Source organism: Marinobacter denitrificans (genome assembly GCF_008795955.1).
Classification (GTDB): domain Bacteria; phylum Pseudomonadota; class Gammaproteobacteria; order Pseudomonadales; family Oleiphilaceae; genus Marinobacter; species Marinobacter denitrificans.
In genome coordinates this window covers 692041-712099 of the sequence record NZ_VMHN01000001.1, presented here as the reverse complement: position 1 = coordinate 712099, position 20059 = coordinate 692041, and the positions used below count along the sequence as shown (strand labels likewise).

The 20059-nt window shown below is 57.0% G+C and carries 17 protein-coding genes; 11 read left to right on the top strand and 6 right to left on the bottom strand.

What is annotated here, in order from left to right; all coding sequences use genetic code 11:
* Window positions 1–114: 114 nt before the first annotated feature.
* The 6 genes from nosR to FO268_RS03300 all read left to right on the top strand — a co-directional run bounded on the left by nosR (window position 115) and on the right by FO268_RS03300 (window position 8049).
* The gene (gene nosR / locus FO268_RS03325) at window positions 115–2298 is read left to right on the top strand and encodes a transcriptional regulator NosR (RefSeq protein WP_150991616.1); all 2184 of its coding nucleotides are present in this window, start codon (window positions 115–117) and stop codon (window positions 2296–2298) included.
* Window positions 2299–2354: 56 nt separating this feature from the next.
* A complete protein-coding gene (nosZ, locus tag FO268_RS03320; RefSeq protein WP_150989556.1) occupies window positions 2355–4244 on the top strand; it encodes a TAT-dependent nitrous-oxide reductase in 1890 nt (629 codons plus the stop codon).
* 215 nt (window positions 4245–4459) lie between these two features.
* Window positions 4460–5725, top strand: coding sequence for a nitrous oxide reductase family maturation protein NosD (locus FO268_RS03315; RefSeq protein ID WP_150989553.1), 1266 nt, complete (start codon window positions 4460–4462; stop codon window positions 5723–5725).
* Window positions 5725–6657, top strand: coding sequence for an ABC transporter ATP-binding protein (locus tag FO268_RS03310; RefSeq protein ID WP_150989550.1), 933 nt, complete (start codon window positions 5725–5727; stop codon window positions 6655–6657). Before FO268_RS03315 ends, FO268_RS03310 begins: the two co-directional genes overlap by 1 nt.
* Entirely contained in the window at window positions 6654–7484 is an 831-nt protein-coding gene (locus tag FO268_RS03305) for an ABC transporter permease (RefSeq protein WP_150989547.1), read from the top strand. Before FO268_RS03310 ends, FO268_RS03305 begins: the two co-directional genes overlap by 4 nt.
* Before the next feature lie 13 nt (window positions 7485–7497).
* The gene (locus FO268_RS03300; protein ID WP_150989545.1) at window positions 7498–8049 is read left to right on the top strand and encodes a nitrous oxide reductase accessory protein NosL; all 552 of its coding nucleotides are present in this window, start codon (window positions 7498–7500) and stop codon (window positions 8047–8049) included.
* A gap of 165 nt (window positions 8050–8214) precedes the next feature.
* On the opposite strand, the gene moaA is transcribed toward FO268_RS03300, so the two are convergent.
* From moaA to FO268_RS03285, 3 genes are all read right to left on the bottom strand, one after another.
* A complete protein-coding gene (gene moaA, locus FO268_RS03295; protein WP_150989542.1) occupies window positions 8215–9207 on the bottom strand; it encodes a GTP 3',8-cyclase MoaA in 993 nt (330 codons plus the stop codon).
* Window positions 9208–9313: 106 nt separating this feature from the next.
* The gene (locus FO268_RS03290) at window positions 9314–9796 is read right to left on the bottom strand and encodes a hemerythrin domain-containing protein (RefSeq protein ID WP_150989539.1); all 483 of its coding nucleotides are present in this window, start codon (window positions 9794–9796) and stop codon (window positions 9314–9316) included.
* A gap of 60 nt (window positions 9797–9856) precedes the next feature.
* Window positions 9857–12148, bottom strand: a complete 2292-nt coding sequence (locus FO268_RS03285; protein WP_150989536.1) for a nitric-oxide reductase large subunit — start codon at window positions 12146–12148, stop codon at window positions 9857–9859.
* Window positions 12149–12364: 216 nt separating this feature from the next.
* On the opposite strand from FO268_RS03285, the gene FO268_RS03280 reads away from it, so the two are divergent.
* The 4 genes from FO268_RS03280 to FO268_RS03265 all read left to right on the top strand — a co-directional run bounded on the left by FO268_RS03280 (window position 12365) and on the right by FO268_RS03265 (window position 15439).
* Entirely contained in the window at window positions 12365–12580 is a 216-nt protein-coding gene (locus tag FO268_RS03280; RefSeq protein ID WP_150989533.1) for a hypothetical protein, read from the top strand.
* 46 nt (window positions 12581–12626) lie between these two features.
* Window positions 12627–13001 carry a YbaN family protein gene (locus tag FO268_RS03275; protein ID WP_227716218.1) on the top strand — a complete coding sequence of 125 codons (375 nt, stop codon included), beginning with the start codon at window positions 12627–12629 and terminating at the stop codon, window positions 12999–13001.
* A 29-nt stretch (window positions 13002–13030) separates the two neighbouring features.
* On the top strand, window positions 13031–13468 hold the full coding sequence (locus FO268_RS03270) for an RrF2 family transcriptional regulator (protein WP_150989529.1): 438 nt from the start codon (window positions 13031–13033) through the stop codon (window positions 13466–13468).
* Between the two features lie 126 nt (window positions 13469–13594).
* Window positions 13595–15439, top strand: a complete 1845-nt coding sequence (locus tag FO268_RS03265) for a sensor domain-containing diguanylate cyclase (protein WP_150989526.1) — start codon at window positions 13595–13597, stop codon at window positions 15437–15439.
* On the opposite strand, the gene FO268_RS03260 is transcribed toward FO268_RS03265, so the two are convergent.
* Together FO268_RS03260 and FO268_RS03255 are read right to left on the bottom strand one after the other, a co-directional pair.
* Window positions 15430–16527, bottom strand: a complete 1098-nt coding sequence (locus FO268_RS03260; RefSeq protein ID WP_150989523.1) for a fatty acid desaturase family protein — start codon at window positions 16525–16527, stop codon at window positions 15430–15432. The two genes, FO268_RS03265 and FO268_RS03260, sit on opposite strands and share 10 nt — an antisense overlap.
* A gap of 69 nt (window positions 16528–16596) precedes the next feature.
* A complete protein-coding gene (locus tag FO268_RS03255) occupies window positions 16597–17700 on the bottom strand; it encodes a ferredoxin reductase (protein WP_150989519.1) in 1104 nt (367 codons plus the stop codon).
* Window positions 17701–17882: 182 nt separating this feature from the next.
* Here FO268_RS03255 and FO268_RS03250 point away from each other — a divergent pair, with 182 nt between their 5' ends.
* Window positions 17883–18512, top strand: coding sequence for a TetR family transcriptional regulator (locus FO268_RS03250; RefSeq protein WP_150989515.1), 630 nt, complete (start codon window positions 17883–17885; stop codon window positions 18510–18512).
* Window positions 18513–18535: 23 nt separating this feature from the next.
* Here FO268_RS03250 and FO268_RS03245 read toward each other — a convergent pair whose 3' ends face one another.
* Window positions 18536–20017: a WS/DGAT/MGAT family O-acyltransferase gene (locus FO268_RS03245; protein WP_150989512.1), complete on the bottom strand. Its 1482-nt coding sequence runs from the start codon at window positions 20015–20017 to the stop codon at window positions 18536–18538.
* Window positions 20018–20059 lie beyond the last annotated feature (42 nt).

Sequence of the window (20059 nt, the reverse complement as noted above, 5' to 3'; positions counted from 1 at the left end):
AGTTTTTGTTATATCGACTAGCTTTTTTACAGAGCAGCCCGTCACCAGTGAGAAATATCAAATATCCCAATGCGCCAGGCTAATAGTATCCCGCTGTCGCTCGTCTTCTATTTCATGCAGGTGTCCCCAGGGGGTCTCGTGAGTTCTATACAGCGTGCTGCCATTTCAATTCTCGGGTTGCTGTGTCTTGTTCTGATCCCGTCAACGGGGGCCATTGCAGACGCCCCCGAAGAATACGAGCCACTGGCCGCCCGTCAGGTGATCCTGAAAGCCTTTCCCTCGGTTGATGATATATCCCCCCGGGAAGATAACCGCGCCATCCAGGAACTTCGCCGCGGCGAAGAGCTTCTGGGGTATGCCTATCAAACCCTGGACTTCGTGCAGACGCCCGCCTATTCCGGCAAACCGCTGAACGCGATGGTCGTGCTCGACACCGACGGAGAGATCAAGGGTGCGCGGGTAATACACCACGACGAGCCGATTCTTCTGATTGGTATTCCCGAAATCAAGATGCACGATTTTACGGACCAGTATGTTGGCCTCAAGGCAGATCAGAGGGTGACAGTGGGCGGTAAATCCTCTGAACGCCGTATTGCTGTGGATGGCCTGTCCGGCGCCACGGTGACAGTGATGGTGATCAACGAAGTCATCATGAAAACAGCCCACCGTATTGGCGCCGAACTGGGTCTGGTTGAGGGTGGAGGCGGCGGCCGGCCGCCGCTGGCGGAACTCCGCAGCGGTGAGTTCACAGAAAAGAACTGGGAAGAACTGACCGGAGATGGGTCAGTTCGCCGGCTACTGGTGACCCGGGGGCAAGTGGACGACGCCTTCGAGGGCACCGAAGCGGAAGGTGTTGATGAAGCTGCGCCTGATGAGCGGGACGAGGCATTGATCGATCTCTACACCGGTTATCTGAATGTTCCTGCAATCGGCAAAAACCTTCTGGGCGAGGGCCAATACCAGTGGCTGATGTCCGAGCTGGAGGAGGGGGAACACGCCATCGCGGTGATGGCCAGTGGAGAATATTCCTTCAAGGGTTCCGGTTATGTGCGGGGTGGCATTTTCGATCGCATCCAGGTGCGTCAGTTCGGTGACACCTTCAACTTCCGGGATCTGGACTTTTACCGCCTGAGCGACGTCTATGCGGAGGGTATGCCTGATTTTTCTGAAATGGCGATCTTTATTGTCCGCCAGCAGTACAACTTCGACCCGGGCACCCCCTGGTCCCTGGAGCTGTCCGTCAAACGCCAGACAGGCCCGCTGGATAGCGAGTTCGCCGTATTCCCGCTGGAGTACCAGCTGCCGGATCAGTACTACACCCGGCCAGAGGTGGAGCTGTCTGAGGAAGAGTGGCTGGAAACCCAGCCCATGTGGGTGCAGGTGTGGTATCAGCGCCAGTTCCAGATCGTCGTCCTGGGCATTGGTATCGGTGTCCTGATGTTCATCCTCTTTTTCCAGGACTGGCTGGTCAAGAAGCCAAAGGTCACCCGCTGGATACGCCATGCATTCCTGACCTATACCCTGTTCTTCATTGGCTGGTTTGCACTGGGGCAGTTGTCCATCGTCAACGTGCTGACATTCGTCAACAGCCTCATCAGCGGGTTCCAGTGGGAAACCTTCCTCGTTGATCCTGTGATATTCATTCTGTGGGCAACGGTTGCCGGTATCGTCCTGTTGTGGGGGCGGGCGGTTTACTGTGGCTGGCTCTGTCCGTTTGGGGCGCTTCAGGAACTTGTGAATGAAATCGCCCGCAAACTGAAAGTGCCACAGTACACAGTGCCGTTTCCGATCCACGAGCGCCTCTGGGCCATCAAGTACATCGTCCTTCTGGTGCTGTTCGGTGTGTCCCTGGATTCACTCGCTACCGCCGAGAAACTGGCTGAAATCGAGCCCTTCAAGACGGCTATCACCCTGCGCTTTGACCGCAGTTGGCCGTTCGTTACCTATGCGGTGTTGCTGATCGTGGTGAATCTGTTCACCCGCAAGGTCTTTTGCCGGTACATGTGCCCGCTGGGCGCTGCGCTGGCACTACCCACAAAGCTTAGAGTATTCGACTGGCTGAAACGTCGCAAAGAGTGCGGTAACCCATGCCGTCTGTGTGAACACGAATGCGAAGTGCAGGCCATCCATCCTGACGGCACCATCAATTATCAGGAATGCCACTACTGCCTCGACTGCCAGATGACCTATTTCGACGACAAAAAATGCCCACCATTAATTGTCAAACGGCGCGGCAAACGCCGTGGCCATAACGCACCGGGCCATCCGGAACAGATACCGGTCACCCAGGTGACATAAGAAAAGCAGTAAAACGAAATGCAATACCGCCATTACCAACAACGGAGTTGGAAGCTATGAAGAAGAAAGACGAACTTGGTAACAACGCACTGGAAGAGAGCGGCCTGAGCCGCCGTAAATTCCTGGGCGCAACCGCACTGGCAGGCGCCGTAGGCGCAACGGGCCTGGGCGGTGCAGTGATGACTCGGGACTCCTGGGCTGCCGCAGTCAAGGATGCCCAGAACAAGGTTCACGTGGCGCCCGGTGAGTTGGACGAGTACTACGGTTTCTGGAGTGGTGGTCACCAGGGTGAGGTACGGGTACTTGGTGTGCCTTCCATGCGTGAATTGATGCGTATTCCGGTTTTCAACGTGGACTCCGCCACCGGCTGGGGTATCACCAATGAGAGCAAGGAGATCCTGGGCGGCGATCGGCAGTATCTGAACGGTGACTGTCACCACCCGCACATTTCCATGGAAGACGGCCGTTACGACGGCAAATACCTGTTCATCAACGACAAGGCCAACAGCCGTATTGCCCGTATCCGCCTGGATATCATGAAGACGGACAAGATCACCCACATTCCGAACGTGCAGGCGATTCATGGTCTGCGACTGCAAAAAGTGCCTCGTACCAAGTACGTGTTCTGTAACGCCGAATTTGTGATTCCGCACCCGAATGACGGCACCGATTTCAGCCTGGAAAACAGCTACACCATGTTCAGTGCTGTTAACGCAGACACCATGGAAGTGGCCTGGCAGGTGATTGTGGACGGCAACCTGGATAACACCGACGCCGACTACACCGGAAAGTATGCCGCGTCCACCTGCTACAACTCGGAAAAAGCGGCGGATCTCGCTGGCACCATGCGCAACGACCGCGACTGGGTTGTGGTGTTCAACGTCGAGCGTATTGAAGCAGCCGTCAAGAACGGGGACTTCAAGACCGTTGGTGACTCCGATGTGCCGGTAGTGGACGGGCGTGAAGGCTCGAAACTGACCCGTTACATCCCGGTTCCGAAGAACCCGCATGGTCTGAATACATCACCGGATGGTAAATACTTCATTGCCAACGGCAAGCTGTCACCGACCTGTTCTATTATCCAGATCGACAAGCTGGACGATGTCTTCGACGACAATATCGAGCTGCGCGACGTTATTGTGGCCGAGCCGGAGCTGGGCCTCGGGCCCCTGCACACCACCTTTGATGGCCGTGGTAACGCCTATACCACGCTGTTTATTGACAGCCAGGTATGTAAGTGGAACATTGCCGACGCCATCAAGGATTACAACGGTGAGAAGACCAACTACATCCGTCAGAAGCTCGATGTGCATTATCAGCCAGGGCACAACCACGCCTCCCTGACTGAATCACGCGATGCGGACGGCAAATGGCTGGTCGTCTTGTCGAAGTTCTCCAAGGACCGCTTCCTGCCGGTAGGCCCTCTGCACCCGGAGAATGATCAGCTGATCGATATTTCCGGCGAGGAGATGAAGCTGGTTCACGATGGCCCGGCGTTTGCGGAGCCCCACGACTGTATTCTGATTCGTCGTGATCAGATCAAGACCAAGAAGATATACGATCGTGATGATCCCTTGTTCGCCACCGCCCGTGCCCAGGCTGAGAAGGACGGGGTCACGCTGGAGGCAGCCAACGAGGTTATTCGTGATGGCAACAAGGTTCGTGTCTACATGACATCTGTGGCGCCGCAGTTCGGGACGACGGAATTCAAGGTGAAGGAAGGGGATGAGGTTACGGTGTATGTGACCAACCTGGATTCCATTGAGGACGTGTCTCACGGGTTTGTTATGGTGAACCATGGTGTGAGTATGGAGATCAGCCCTCAGCAGACGTCGTCGGTGACCTTTACGGCGGGTAAGCCGGGGGTTTACTGGTACTACTGCAGTTGGTTCTGTCATGCGTTGCATATGGAGATGGGTGGTCGCATGTTGGTAGAAAAAGCCTGATTTAGGCTTCGTTCTAAGCCAGGGCTCCTTCGGGAGTTCTGGCTTGGGAGAAGCAACCCAAGAGGAAAGCCTTTTCCAAAACACGCTCAAGCCCGTCCATGGGGCGCTTGAGCTCCGCCATCCATGGCTCCGCACAGTTTTGGAAAAGGCTTTCCTCTTGGCTTGCCATACTTGGAAGCAGGCCTCTGTCTGTTTCACCTTGATGAGATGTATTGATGCACCAATTATTGCGTTATGGGGTGGCCCTGACAGTCGCCTTGTTATCGCTGACCGCACATGCGGACCTGCAACAACAGCTTGATGCGCTGGAGCCCGGTGCTGTCTTTGAGCTTCCCCATGAACAGATTTCTTCGCTGGATTTCCGGGTGCCCGGGGTCACGGTGTCTTGCCATGCGGACACGGTAATCGACGGCGGTGGTGAGGGTAACGCTGTCGATATATTGGCGGAGGAGGTGACGTTTTCCGGTTGTGAGTTGCGTAACTGGGGAGGCGATCTGAATGAGCTGGACGCCGGGATTTTTGTGGCGCCGGAGGCCCGGGGATCGGTTATCGAGAACAACCGGTTGCAGGGGCCGGCGTTCGGGATCTGGTTGGATGCGACAAAGGATGTGACGGTTCGCAACAACAAAGTGCGCGGGGACGCGTCGATACGCTCCCAGGATCGGGGCAACGGCATTCATCTGTTCAACACCACCGGGGCGTTGATTGAAGGCAATGACATCAGCCAGACCCGGGATGCGATTTATATTGAGACGGCCAATAACAACGAGATCCGCAACAACCTGATGACGGATCTGCGGTATGGCATTCACTACATGTATTCGATGCACAATTTGCTGGAGGGTAATGTCACCCGGGGTACGCGGACCGGGTATGCGTTGATGCAGAGCAAGTACCTGAAGGTGATCAATAACCGGTCCGAGAATGATGGGAATTACGGCATTCTTATGAATTTCATCACCAATTCCGAGTTGCGGGGCAACGTGGTGACGGGGGTTTCCCAGGGGGAAACGGCTGGAGTCGTCATTTCCGGCGCCGAGGGTAAGGCGGTGTTTATCTATAACTCACTGTACAACACCTTCGAGAACAATGTCTTCCGGGACAGCAATATCGGGATTCACCTGACCGCGGGGTCGGAGGAGAACGAGGTGTTCAATAATGCGTTTGTGAACAACCAGCGCCAGGTAAAGTATGTGGCCAGCCGCACCCAGGAGTGGTCAAAGGAAGGGCGGGGCAACTACTGGAGTGACTATCTGGGGTGGGATCGTAACCAGGACGGCATTGGCGATGTGGCTTATGAACCCAATGACAATGTGGACCGCTTGCTGTGGACCTATCCGGAGGCCAAGGTGCTGATGTTCAGCCCGGCTGTGGATACCCTGCGCTGGGTACAGGATGCCTTTCCAGTGGTTAAAGCCGCCGGTGTCAGCGATTCGCACCCGCTGATGCGCCAGCCCGAAACGTTACAACCGGAGTCCTGATGAGCTGTTTCCGTCTTGAGAATGTGAGTTACCGGTACGACAAGACACTGGTATTGAATGGCGTTGATCTGCGCCTGGAGCCCGGTGAGATTCTTGGGCTGTTTGGTCACAATGGTGCCGGTAAAACTACCAGCATCAAGCTGATCCTGGGGTTGATGACACCGACCCAGGGGACAGTCTCAGTGCTTGACGGCGCGGCAGGTGATCCTCACGTCAGCCAACATATTGGTTACCTGCCGGAGAACGTGATGTTCTACCCGCAACTGACCGGGCGGGAAATCCTCAACCATTTTGCCCGGCTAAAAGGGGCGTCCCTGAAACAGGTGCCGGTGTTGCTGGAGCAGGTGGGCCTTGGCGATGCCATGAAGGCACGGGTGAAAACCTACTCCAAAGGCATGCGCCAGCGCCTGGGGCTGGCGCAGGCGCTGCTGGGAAAGCCGAAGCTGCTGATGCTGGATGAACCCACGGTGGGCCTGGACCCGGTAGCCACGGCAGACCTGTACCGGTTGTTGCGTAAATTACGGGACGAGGGCACGGGCATTGTTCTTTGCTCCCACGTGCTGCCGGGGGTGGAGCCCTATATCGATCGGGCGGCGATTCTTACCGATGGTGCCCTGAAGGCCGTTGGTGACCTGGTTTCCCTGCGGCGGCAGGCAAACATGTCGGTGACCCTGTCTATTGAACCTGCAAACGGTTCATCCGCTCTGGAGAAAGTGATTGAAGCCTCGTCAGCGGGTAATGGTCTGATGATCAAGAAAGACAACGGACGCTTGCAGGTCGACGTACGCCCCTCGGAGAAAATGGCGCTGATTCAGGACCTGCTGAACTCCGGGGAAGTTCAGGATCTGGGTATTCACCAGCCCACCCTGGAGGATGTCTATGTGCACTTTATCGGCTCCGGTGGCCTGGCCCACCGTGGAGGTGCCCAGTGAACAGCATATGGACCATCGCTCGCAAGGAACTCAGTGACAGCCTGCGCAACCGCTGGCTGGTCGCCATCGCGCTGGTGTTTGCGGTACTGGCGTTGGGCATTGCCTGGTTTGGTGCAGCGGCGTCGGGGCAGGTGGGTTACGCCTCCACCCCGGCCACGATTGCCAGCCTGGCCAGCCTGGGTATATTTCTGATACCCCTGATCGCGCTGTTACTGGCCTATGACGCCATCGTCGGTGAGGAAGAAGGCGGCACGCTACTGCTACTGATGACGTATCCACTGAGCCGTGGCCAGCTACTGTTCGGCAAGTTCCTCGGCCATGGCCTGACTCTGGCGTTTGCCACTATGATCGGCTTCGGCGTTGCCGGGATTGCCATTGCATTGCTCGTGGAAGACGTAGCCGTTGGCGCTCTGGCCGCTGCCATGTTCCGGTTTATCGTCTCCACCATTCTGCTTGGCTGGGGGTTCATTGCGCTGGCCTACATGATCAGCGTGCGGGTCAGCGAAAAACCTGTAGCCGCCGGCCTGGCGCTGGGAATCTGGTTTTTCTTTGTGCTGGTCTTCGACCTGATGCTGCTGGGCATACTGGTGGCCAGTGAAGGAAAACTCAGCCCCGAACTGCTGCCCTGGCTGCTGATGCTCAACCCCACCGACATCTACCGCCTGCTCAACATCGTTGCCTTTGGCGAGGGCGCCCAGTTAAGCGGCGTGCTGAGCCTTGGTGCAGACCTGCCCATTGGCCCGGCCGGCATGTGGTTCGCCCTGGTGCTGTGGTTTGTTATCCCCCTTACCGGTGCCTGGGCCCTGTTCCGTCGCCGCCGAATCTGATCCGGAGATTGCCATGCGTATTGTTAAAACCTTGTCTGTAGCGGTGGTGTTCGCCGTTTTCCTGGCCGGCTGTTCCGACGCTGAAGAGCAGGTCACGGAAAAGCCGGAGCCGGTCCATTTCGAATCCGGCGACGAATGCCACGTCTGCGGCATGGCCATCACCCGCTTCCCGGGACCTAAAGGTGAAGCCATAACGGCCAGAGAAGAGAAAGTGAATAAATTCTGCTCCACCCGCGACATGTTCTCCTGGGCATTACAGCCCGAAAATGCCAAACGCGACCACACCCTCTACGTTCATGACATGGCTCAGACCGACTGGGAACATCCGGACGACACCGCATTGATTGATGCACGTGAAGCCTTCTTTGTGGTGGGGTCGGAGCGCACCGGTGCTATGGGGCCCACGCTGGCGTCGTTTGCCAGTGAAGAGTCGGCAAACGACTTTGCAGACGAGTTCGGGGGAGAAGTCGTTCAGTTCAATGATGTGATAATGGATCACCTGACCCAGGACAGAAGTCAGGAAATGTCACATCAGAACATGGATATGGATGAACACGAGCACTAAGGTCGAATAAGCCCGGAGGTGGGTGAACCTTCCGGGATCGTCAAAATCATGGATGATTTTGTCGAGCGTACATGGACGTATTCACAGCGTATCCCGGAAGGTTCACCCACCTCCGGGCGTTAACCCCGAACTAGAAGTTCCAGGCGTTAACTCAGGGCCAGACCCTCAGCCGCCAGTCATATTCATAAACCGAAGAATCTGCACATCACCATCGGAAGAAAAGTGATGCCGCTCCGGCTTCAGGTCCATGGCATTGATAATGGTTTCACGCAGCTTGTCATCGGTCACCGGGTGGCCCCGCAGAACACGGCGCAGATCCACCGAATGCTCATTGCCAAGGCACAGCAACAGCCGACCCTCTACGGTGACCCGAACCCGGTTGCAGGTTGAACAGAAATTGTGGGAGTGGGGGGAAATAAAGCCGACCCGGACATCGCTGCCAGGCATTCTGTAATAACGGGCGGGCCCGCCGGAATCCTCTGGCGTGGGTATCAGCTCATGGCGCTGGCTGATGATGTCGCGAACCTCATCGCTGGTGCACAGCATCTGCCCACGGTCATGGTCGGAAATCTCCCCCAGCGGCATTTCCTCAATAAAGGTAATGTCCACGTTCTTCTTGCGGGCGAACTCAACCAGCTCTGGCACCTCCTGATCGTTGCCACCCTTCATCACCACCGTATTGAGCTTTATCCCCTCAAAACCGGCGTCTTTGGCAGCATCAATGCCATCCAGCACCTGGCTTAACCGACCGGTCCGGGTGATACGGTGGAACTTATCGGCATCCAGTGAATCCAGGCTGATATTCAGCCGTTTTAGCCCTGCCTTGCGCAGGGGCTCGGCCATGGTCGGCAACTGACTGCCATTGGTGGTCATGGCAAAATCCCGCAGGCCATAGCTGCCGATTTCCTTGACCAACTCCAGAATGTCTTTGCGCACCAGAGGTTCACCACCGGTAAGGCGGATCTTTTCCGTGCCCACGGAAACGAAGGTTCTGGCCACGCGGGCTATCTCTTCCAGAGTCAGTACCTGCTGGCGGGGCAGGAAAGTCATTTCCTCTGCCATGCAGTAAACACAGCGAAAATCGCAGCGGTCAGTGACAGACAGACGCACATAGTTGACGGTGCGGCCAAATCGGTCGGTCAGCTTGGCTTGGGGCATGGGAATCGTTCCTGTCCTTCGCTGTATGAGCTCTCACTCGAGAGTGTAGCTCAATTATGGCAAATCAACCTGTCGAATCCGATACCCCCGCGGGAGTATCCCCCTTTCAGTTACCCCCATCAATGCGGCTGAACAGCAGGTCGTTCTCAGTCTGTATGTGGGCCTGCAGATCGTCGCGGAAGTTTGCCAGCCCATGGTAAAGACGCTGCCAGCTTCCGCACGCGCCCTCCGGCAGAGTCAGACCATGAGTAATACGCTCCAGTTCCTCCAGCGCGGAACCATGGTCGTCATGTTCATGCCGCATGACGGCGACAGGTCCGCCAGCCATGGCGCCCATGCCACGGGCTATCATCGGAAACAGAATCTTCTCTTCCTTGGCCATATGGGTCTCCAGTTCCTCGGCCATGTGCGTCAGGTGCGACGAGAGGCCAGCAGGGCAGGCGGTATGGCCGCCGTGGACCCGCTCTACCCGTTCGGATAACTGTATCAGTTCCGGCAACTGCTCCCGGTGGGTGTCGTGGTATCGGGTCAGAATATGTTCGATCAGTTCTTCATTGGATGCCTGGGTCATAGGTTCAGTATTTGTCATGACAGCACTCCCTGGTTGATGTTGCAGAGACCGGCCTTCCCTGGCCCGGGCTCCGCTGTATCAGGCGCTGAGCTCGCTGGCTGCGCCTTGTTCATCAGTTTCGAGGGTCACCGGCTCCAGATCCGGGAAGAAGACCCCCTTCACTACCTGCCAGGTCACTGCAAGGGCGCCGACGATGAAGACCACGTCGCCGATGGTTCTGACCCAGCGCAGGGTTTGCAGGATGTCGCTCTGCATGAAGGCTTCGCTGCGGGCATACCAGAGGCCTTCGCTGGCGCTGGCCACGAACTGGATGATGCCGACGGGCAGCAGGCTGGTGAACAGCATCAGCACCAGGCCAATGTTCAGCCACCAGAAGCCCACTTTCATCAGCCGCTCATCAAAGACGATGCGTGGGCGGATGTAGCGCAGGATCAGCAGGGCGAAGCCCAGGGCCAGGAATCCGTACACGCCAAAGAGAGCTGCGTGGGCGTGGGTGGGCGTGGTGTTCAGGCCCTGGATGTAATACAGCGCTATTGGTGGGTTGATCATGAACCCGAGTACGCCTGCACCCAGCATGTTCCAGAAGGCCACTGCCACGAAGAAGGTCAGCGGCCAGCGGATGTTTTCCATCCAGGGTGCGCGGGACTTCAAACGCCAGTTTTCCCAGGCTTCGTAGCCGAGTACAACTAGTGGCACTACTTCCAGGGCGCTGAAGGTAGCACCCACTGCCATCACCGGTGTGGTGGTGCCGGAGAAGTACAGGTGATGGAAGGTTCCCGGTACACCACCGAGCATGAACAGGCTGGCAGAGGCCAGGCTGGCGGATGTCGCCACGGTGCGGGACACCAGGCCCATGCTGCAGAAGATGAAAGCCAGGGCTGCAGTGGCGAATACTTCAAAGAAGCCTTCTACCCACAGGTGGACAATCCACCAGCGCCAGTACTCCATGATGGAGATGTGAGTGCGCTCGCCGTAGAAGAAGCCGGCGCCGTAGAACAGACCGATGGCCACCACAGAAGCGGTCAGCAGGGCCAGCAGGTTCTTGTCACCGGGCTGACGCAGGGCAGGAACGATGCCGCGAAGCATCAGCACCAGCCAGAACACGATGCCGAGGAATTTGCCAATCTGCCAGAGGCGCCCAAGGTCCACATACTCATAACCCTGGTGGCCCAGCATGAAGCTGAGGTTGGCTGGCATGATCTGGGCGATAGCCAGGAAGTTGCCGATGAATGAGCCGGCCACCACGACCACCAGGGCCCAGAACAGCACGTCGACACCCAGTTTCTGGAATTTCGGGTCCTTGCCGCCATTGATGATGGGAGCAAGGAAAAGGCCGGCGGCCAGGAAGCCGGTGGCAATCCAGAACATGGCGGCCTGGATATGCCAGGTACGCAGCAGGGAGTAGGGGAACCATTCGGAAGTGTTGATGCCGTAGAAGCTCTGGCCTTCAACAGTATAGTGTGCGGTAAAGCCGCCAAGCATCACCTGGAAGGTGAACAGGCCAACCACCAGTAGCAGGTACTTGCCCAATGCTTGCTGGGAGGGCGTGAGTCCTACGGCACTGAGTGGATCCTTGAGTGGTGCTTTCGGCTCCTCATCCTCTTTGCGGAGGAAGGCCCAGGCCCAGATCAGACCGCCGACGCCGGCAATCAGCAGAACCACACTGATTAATGACCAGACCACATTCTCCGCGCTTGGCTTGTTGTCGATCAGCGGCTCGTGAGGCCAGTTATTGGTGTAGGTAACATCGCTGTCGGGCCGTTCTGTGGCGGCAGCCCACGCGGTCCAGAAAAAGAACTCGGTCATCTGCTCACGGCGCTCGGCGCTGGGCAGCGTGTTTTCCTTCATGGCGTAATTTTCACGAGTGGACTGCAGCTCCGGTGCGTTGCTGAACAGCCGGCTGTAGTAGTCGGCGGTTTCGGCGATGGCAGCGGTTCTGCGTTCGGACAGGTGCAGGGTGCTGGTGGCGTCGTCGTAGGTATTGGTGCGGTACTCGGTCTTCAGGTCGTACTGCAGGGCATTTTGCTGTTGGCCGTTGAGGCTGTGCCAGTCCTGCCCATATTCCTCCTGGGCAGCAATTTCCAGCCAGGTTTCCAGTTCCCTGTGCAGCCAGTCTGCGGTCCAGTCCGGCGCTTGGTAGGCACCGTGGCCCCAGATGGACCCGAGTTGCATCCCGCCGACGGATTGCCAGGCGGTCTGGCCGTCGAGAATGCTTTCCTCGGTCATCAGGGTGTCGCCGTTGGCCGACACCACCTGGTCGGGAATTGGAGGCGCAGCGCGGTAGACTTCCGCGCCGAAATAGCCCAGTAGCGTGAAGGTAACCCCCACGATGGCAATCAACAGAAACCATAGGCGTCGGTATTTGGCCATGGTCATCTCCTCTCTGGTTTAAAGATGTACTAATAATACATCTACAAAAATAAAAAGTAACTGGTTTGCAGCATTTTCTGAGAGGTAACCACAGGGTGGTATTCTTTATTGTTGGTGCAAAGGCGCAAATTCTGGGGTTTGCGGATGGTGTTGAAATTGTGATCAGGTGGGTCTATATTAAAGATGTATTCTGAATAATTTAATGGAGGGAGGAGGATGGAAAAGCTGCTTGGGTTCTCAAATGGCGCTCTGCTTGCGTCGACCGTTGGTCTGCTGGCTACTATTCTGCTCGCCTATCCGTTTGCCAGTGCACTACCGATGGCCGGGCAGATCGTCGCACACATCGGAACGCTGATATTTGCCACCGGCATCAAGATCTCATACGTCGCGAGGCTGGTGTCATTGAAACAACTGGGGAGACCCGTCCATTAATTAAAGGTAGAATAGCGACATATATTGCCGTCGTTCTCGAGAGAAGATGCTGATGATTCCCTTGTCCGGAAGAACCGGTTTCAGACTCCTTGCGTATACAAGTATCGCATTGGCTGCATTCGGGGTGGTGTTACCATTATTGCCGACCACACCGTTTGTTCTGCTTGCTGCCTGGGCGGCAAGCAAGGGTTCGCCGGCTTTTGCTGACTGGCTGGATAACCACCGGACATTTGGCCCGGCCATAGAAAACTGGCGCAGCAGGCGCGCCATTCCTCGCAAGGGAAAGTGGCTTGCCTGCGTGATGCTGTGTGTAAGTTGGTCCGTACTGTTTATTGCCGGTGCGGCACCTGTGGTGCTGGTAGTGACAGGGCTGATGTTCTCTGGTCTCGCCTGTTATCTCTTAACGCGTGCCTCGTGCTGACGATGCATCTGAAGTATTGGAGTTGGTAAATGCATATCACCCGTTACACCGATTATTCCCTGCGTGTTCTGATCTATCTTGCGGTTCAGGGTGACGAACTTGCAACGATTCAGGAAATCGCTGACAGCTACGATATCTCCAAGAATCACCTGATGAAAGTGGTCCATCAGCTCAACAAAAAGGGCTATATCGAGACGGTCAGGGGCAAGAAGGGTGGCATGCGGTTGCAGATGGCGCCTGCAGACATCAATGTTGGTATTCTCGTGCGTGAGACCGAGCAGGATCTCAACATTGTTGAATGTTTCTCCTCAAAGAACGCCTGCCGGATTACTCCGGTTTGCGGGCTGAAGTCGATGCTTGGCGAGGCGCTGACGGCCTTCCTTCAGACGCTCGACAAGTACACCCTGGCAGACGTGATCCAGGATCAACACCGTCCCCAGTTGCTAAGGCTGTTACAGATTGCGTAACGCTGTCCCGCAGAGGGAACAAAAACTTACGCTTTTAAGACATCTTTAATCAGTGTCGGCTTACCCGCTTCGATAGAATGGTGATTACAGCCCCAATCACTACAATATCGAGCAAGAGGGCGGGTTTTGCAGCTGTCCACGATCATGATGCTGCTCCTGTGCCTGGTTCATGGGACGGCACTCGCCAGTACCGGGATAACAGACCCTCATCCGGCCATTCTGGATGAGAACACCGAGCGCCTGAATATTTCCCGGCACCTGTCTTACTATAAGGATGCCCCCGGCGTTTACGATATTGAAACGATTCTGGCGGACTGGCCCGACATTGCTTCTGCGGAAAAGCCGGACGAAGCCTACAACTTTGGCTTCACTGACTCCACCTACTGGTTTCATACCCGCATCGAGAATCGCAATAACCCTGAGGACCGGTGGGTAATAGAGGGGTTGTATCCGATTATTGACCGGATGGATGTCTTTTTGCTCCGGGAAGATGGCCGCATTGAGCATCAGCAGGCCGGTGATTCGGTTCCCTTCGCCAGCCGTGGTCGAACTCACCACAACATCAATTTTTCGTTTGAGCTCGGGAAGGGTGAGGCCACCGACGTGTTCTTCCGCGTTCGCACATCCGGCGCGGTCCAGATGCAGTTGTTATTGTGGGAGAACGAAGCCTTCAGCGAAGCAGACCACCAGGAACGGTTTGTCCTGGGCATCTATTACGGCCTCCTGTTCTGCATGGCGGCATTCAACTTATTGATTTTTCTGTCCATACGTGACAAGAACTATCTATGGTACGTGTCTTACATCGTCTTCTACGGCTTACTTCAGTTTACGCTGAACGGCCTTGCGTTCGAGCACCTGTGGCCTGAAAGCACCTGGTGGAATAACCGTGCCGTATCGTTCCTGATCGCCATGGGGATGTTCAGTATCCTTGGCTTTTCCAAGTCATTCCTGGCTCTCCAGGTAAACGCCCCGCGGTTGGAGCGGATATTCGTCGGTTTGATGGTGTTCTTCCCGGCAATGGCGTTGGCCTCTCTGTTCTGGCCTGACTATGGCCCGGTCATTCGGGTGACCACGTTTATGGCGTCGGTATCAGTCCTCTTTATCCTCGCCGGTGGTGGCATCTGCCTGTACCGGAAGTTCAAGCCCGCCCGCTATTTCATGATTGCCTGGTCGGCGCTGCTGACGGGGATGATTCTGTATACCCTGAAAACCTTCGGCCTGGCGCCCGCCAACTTCATTACTGACTATGCCATCCAGATCGGTTCTGCCTTTGAGGTGATTCTTCTGTCCCTGGCCCTGGCTGACCGCATGAGACTGCTGATGCTGGAAAACCAGCAGATCCAGGAAGAAATGACGCATCGGCTGGAGCAACGCGTAGCGGAAAGAACATCAGAGCTGGAGGTGGCCAACCGGCAACTGGAGGCGCTCAGTTCAACCGACGGATTAACCGGGGTTTTCAATCGGCGGTATTTCGATGAGCGGTTATCTGAAGAGGCCGTGCGCTGCAGTCGCAGTGGTCCGCTGTCGCTGCTGATGGTTGATGTGGATCTGTTCAAGGCACTCAATGATTCGCTGGGTCACCAGGCTGGCGATGCTTGTCTTAAGGCGCTTGCCAGTGCCATATCGGAGATGGTCAACCGGGGGGCGGATGTTGTGGCCCGATATGGTGGAGAGGAGTTTGTGGTTATTCTGCCCGACACCGATCCCGCCGGGGCACGGCGGATAGCAGGCCGAATCCGTTGTAGGATCTGCGATAGCCTCGGCTTTACATGGAATCGCCAGCCGGTTCCGGTATCCGTCAGTATTGGCGCAGCAACAGCACCGGCGGGGGAGCGGGTTGAACCCGATGAGCTGATTGGTGCTGCGGACGCCGCCCTGTATGAGGCCAAACAGGGCGGGCGCAATGCCGTCAGGTACAGGGATTGCTCCACCAGCGGGGCTGGCCTGCAATTCCCGACCTGTCAGGACTGAGTGGCGGTACTATTGAATTCCGGCAACATCCGGTTGCGTAGCCGGTCTGGCAGCGAATACCCCAGAATACGCTTCAGCACCGTTGAGTACTGCCTCGCGAAGGTGCCGGTGTTGTAGGGAATGCCGTGCTTCTTGCACACCGCCTGCACCTGTTCCGATATCTCCGGGTAACGATGTGCCGGCAGGTCCGGGAAGATATGGTGTTCAACCTGATAGCTCAGGTGACCACTCATCACGTGCATCCACTTGCCGCCGGTAAAGTTGCTCGAGCCGGTCAGCTGGCGAAGGTACCAGTGGCCCTTGCTCTCACCTTCGCACTCTTCCTCCGTAAACGTCTCCGCGTCCTGGGTAAAATGGCCACAGAAAATGACGGTGGATGACCACAGGTTGCGGATCAGGTTGGCACCGACATTGCCGGCCAGCACCACCGGGGCCACCGGGAAGGTGATCAGGGGGAAGAAGACATAATCCTTGAAGGCCTGGCGGCCACCCTTGCGGAAGAAGTCCTTGAGGAACGGGATCTTCTCACGCACGGAAATTTCCCGGCGCCGGATCCGCTCGGACTCCAGCTCATGCAGCCCCACACCCCACTGGAAAAACACGCTCAGCAGCACGTAGTTAATGAACTGCAGACTGTGGGCCGGCTTCCATTTATCGTCGTCGCTCAGCCTCAGCAGGGCGTAGCCGTAATCCCGGTCTTTGCCGATGATATTGGTGTAGGTGTGATGTTCATAGTTGTGGGTACGGCGCCAGGAGTCGCCAGTGCACACTGTGTCCCACTCGTAGGTCTGGGAGTGGAGTGACGGGTCGTTCATCCAGTCGTACTGGCCGTGCATCACGTTGTGACCGATTTCCATGTTCTCGATGATCTTGGAAATGCCAAGCGCAGTGGTGGCGGCAATAAAGACCGGGGGGATAAACCCGAAAGGCATAAGTACACGCCCGCCGATCTCCAATGAACGGTGCAGCCGTACAATGCTGCGGATATAACGGGCGTCCCGCTCGCCAAGGTCGGCAATCACCTGGTCACGAATGGTGTCCAGATCCTGCTCCAGTTCTTTCAATTGTGCTTCGTTCATTCTCTTCATGGTGTACTCCTTGCGGTACCGTCAGGCCGGTACTGCGAATAAGGGATTCTGGCGTTGTGGCGGGGCCGGTCAGATATCAATGGACACAGGCCCGCTGGGAACAGACACACAAAGCTGAATGGTTTCTTCTCCTGGCCCGGAAGTCTTGCCGGTCAGGCGATTGATGACGGTGCCGCTGGTCTTGCGGCAACTGCACTGGTGACAGATACCCATGCGGCAGCCGTAGCGAGGAGACAGCTTCGCCGCCTCGGCAATTTCCAGTAGCACCGCATCACCCTCGGAAGATACGTCCAGGTTGCTGCGCTCGAAATGGACCGCGCCGCCCAGTGTGTCGGTATCCAGGTTGGCCGCCGGTACTGAGAAGAAGGTGCTGTGAATCCGTTCTTCACCGATGCCCCGGCGATATAGCAGGTCATCGGCAAGGTCCATCAGTCCTTTCGGCCCGCAGAGATAGCAGCGTCTTGCCCCCAGCCCGGGGACTTCATCCAGATGCTGGTCGCTGAGAAACTGCGGGGTTTCTGTCTCGTTGGTGGCAACCACCTTCAAGGTAAACGCCGGCCAGCGCCCTGCTAGCGCATGCAGCTTTTCAGCAGCAATCACGTCGGCCTGGGTGCGAACGAAATACAGCAGGGTAACTGGCGCCCGGTAATCCGATGCCGCCATGGTTTCCAGCTGGCTCAGTACTGGGGTAATGCCACTGCCGCCTGCAATGTACAGGGCAGGTTCCTGGGGCGCCGGCACGCGGAAATCACCGAAAGCCTCACCCAGACCGATGACCGCCTCCGGCTCCAGGTGATCGTGCATCCAGTTCGTCACCAGGCCACCTGGAAGGCGCTTGATGGTAAGGCTCACCGTGCCGTCGTTGCGCCATTGAATCGGCGAGCTGGACAGGCTGAAGGTCCTGTTGCGGCGGATGCCGTCAATATCAATGCTGATATTGACGTGCTGGCCGGCCTGAAACCCTTTCCAGCGCTTTGCGGGCGCCAGAACGAAAGTCTTGGTGTCTGCGGTTTCATTCCGGATGGCAGTCACCCTGGCAGGGGTGTACTGCTGCACCCACATGGGATTGATGCGCTCCAGCAGGGGGTCGAAAAAGGCAGCCGGGTCTTCCCGGTTAAAGAGCTGCCTGCCCAGCCAGTGCAAGGTGGGTGAGTTCTCCAGTACGGATATCATATCTGCTCTCCTTTGTACTGATGTGTACAAGTGTTCACTAATGTGTACGACTGTACACTTAGGAGAGGGGGTGGGCAATCAGCGGTATCATCCTGGCCCAATATGACATGTTCAGGTTATTTTTTTCGATTGGATGTGTACACTTGTTGCCTTGTGATCAACGTGTGAGCTTTAGTGGGGCCATGGCAGAGAGAAAACGACCCAAGCCGGGGGAGACCCGTGAGAAACTGATGAACGCGGCGCTGACCCTGGTGGGCAAAGGCCGGCACTTTGCCAGCCTGGGTATACGGGAGGTTACCCGGCAGGCGGGGGTGGTTCCCACTTCGTTCTACCGGCACTTCCGTAATATGGACGATCTGGGTCTGCAGCTGGTGGATGAGCTGGGGCTGGTGCTGCGTCGCATGATGCGGGAGGCCCGTGCCAACGTATTGCAGGCTGACAAGCTGATTGATGAGTCCGTGGGCATTTTCATTTCCCATGCCCGCAACAATCGCAGCTTTTTCATGTTCATGGCCCAGGGGCTGGCGGGGGAGAGCCGGGCGGTTCAGGAAGGCATCCGCAGTGAGATGCGCTATTTTGCCAGCGAGCTGGCAAATGATCTGCGGCGCCTGAAGCTGGCCGATCATCTCAGCGATGCCGACCTGGACATGACCTGCGACCTGGTGGTGCGCAGTGTGGCGTTCAGCCTCACCGATATCCTGGTTATCTCACCCGAGGACGAATACCAGGAGGGACAGGTCAGAAAGCGCACGGCCCGTTTTCTGCAGCTGATTTTTGTGGGCGCTGCTCACTGGAACAGTCGCCCCGAGTAACCTGGCAACCGGCCGGTTGCCGATCAGGCTTTGGGGGCGGCTTTCTTGCGTGCTGCCCGGCGAACCCGGGCGGCGGGCTTTTCTTTGCTGGCAGTGCCGTCCTTCGTTGGCGGGGGCAGTACAAGGCTCTCCAGTTCATCAAGAGCCTCACCGGTATAGACGGCAAGTTTCTGCATGCTGGGGAGGGTGTCCCGGCACCCGGTAAAACCGAAATTCAGCGATCCGGCATAACTCAGGCAGGTGACGTTAAGGGCGCCGCCATGGGCTATCAGGGATACCGGGTACATGGCTTCCAGTCGCGCCCCTTCATAGTACAGAGTCTCTTCCGGGCCCGGCACGTTGGAGATCGTGACGTTAAAGACTGGCCGCATACGCCCGCCCATGCCCGACATGAGTTGCAGGATGTAGGGTGACATCAGCAGCATGGTGTATTGCGTCAACGCCTTGCGGGGCAGCTTCTGCAGATGTTGCTTGGCCCGTCGGGTGGACTGCTTGATGTTCTGTAACCGTGTAAGAGGGTCAGCTTCATCAGTGGCCAGCGACGCAATCATGAAGCTGATCTGGGTGCCGGTGCCCTGGTCATCCGACGGCCGGATGTTTACGGGAATACCTGCCGTCAGCGGCGTGTCCGGCAAGCCATCCTGTTCCAGAAGAAAACGCCGCAGGGCGGTACCACAAAGGTAAAGCACGATATCGTTCAGGGAAGCGTTGGTGGCGCGCGACACCTGTTTGATGCGTTCCAGTTGGTAGTGCTGGGTGGCAAAACGCCGTTGGCCGGTTACCCGGTGATTGAGGGCCGATAACGGGCCGGCGAACGGGGCAGTGAGACGATCTTCAGGGTGTCGCGCCGAGTGGATCAGACGGTTCATCGCGTCCCAGAGGCGTGGCGCCATATCCGCCTGCAACTTCAGGGCGTCCATCGCCTGGGAAAATGCAGCGGGAACACTGGCCTCGGTGTCGGTTTTGCTGCCGCGGGTGCGCTCGGGGCGCACTGACCAGGGCGGCAGCATATTGATTTCGCCCGGGTCCTTGCTCAGTACACGCTGCATCAGCCGAACACCACTGATGCCGTCGATCATCGAGTGGTGCATTTTCGTGTAAAGGGCAAAGCGATTGTTCTCCAGGCCTTCAATAATGTGGCATTCCCACAGCGGGCGGGCAAAGTCCAGCGGGTTGGAGTGCAGGCGGGAGACCAGAATGCCCAGTTCGCGTTCACTGCCTGGGCGGGGCAGGGCTGAGTGGCGGACGTGATAGTCCAGGTCCAGTTTTTTATCCACCTTCCACGATGGAGCAATCAGGCGGCCCAGAAATCCGGAAAATGCCAGCTTGTAACACCAGGGGGGGGCAATATCGGCGTCTGCCTTCATGCGGGCAAGCATGTCTCTCAGAAAGGTTTCCGGAGCGTCTTCCGGTAGCGAGAAAATCTGCAGATTGCCAACGTGCATCGGAGTATCTTCCGACTCCACAGCCAGCCAGGATGCGTCCAGTGTTCCCAGGCGTTTCATTGCTCGTCCTCTTACTTTTGCTCAGGCGAACGGTAAGCCATC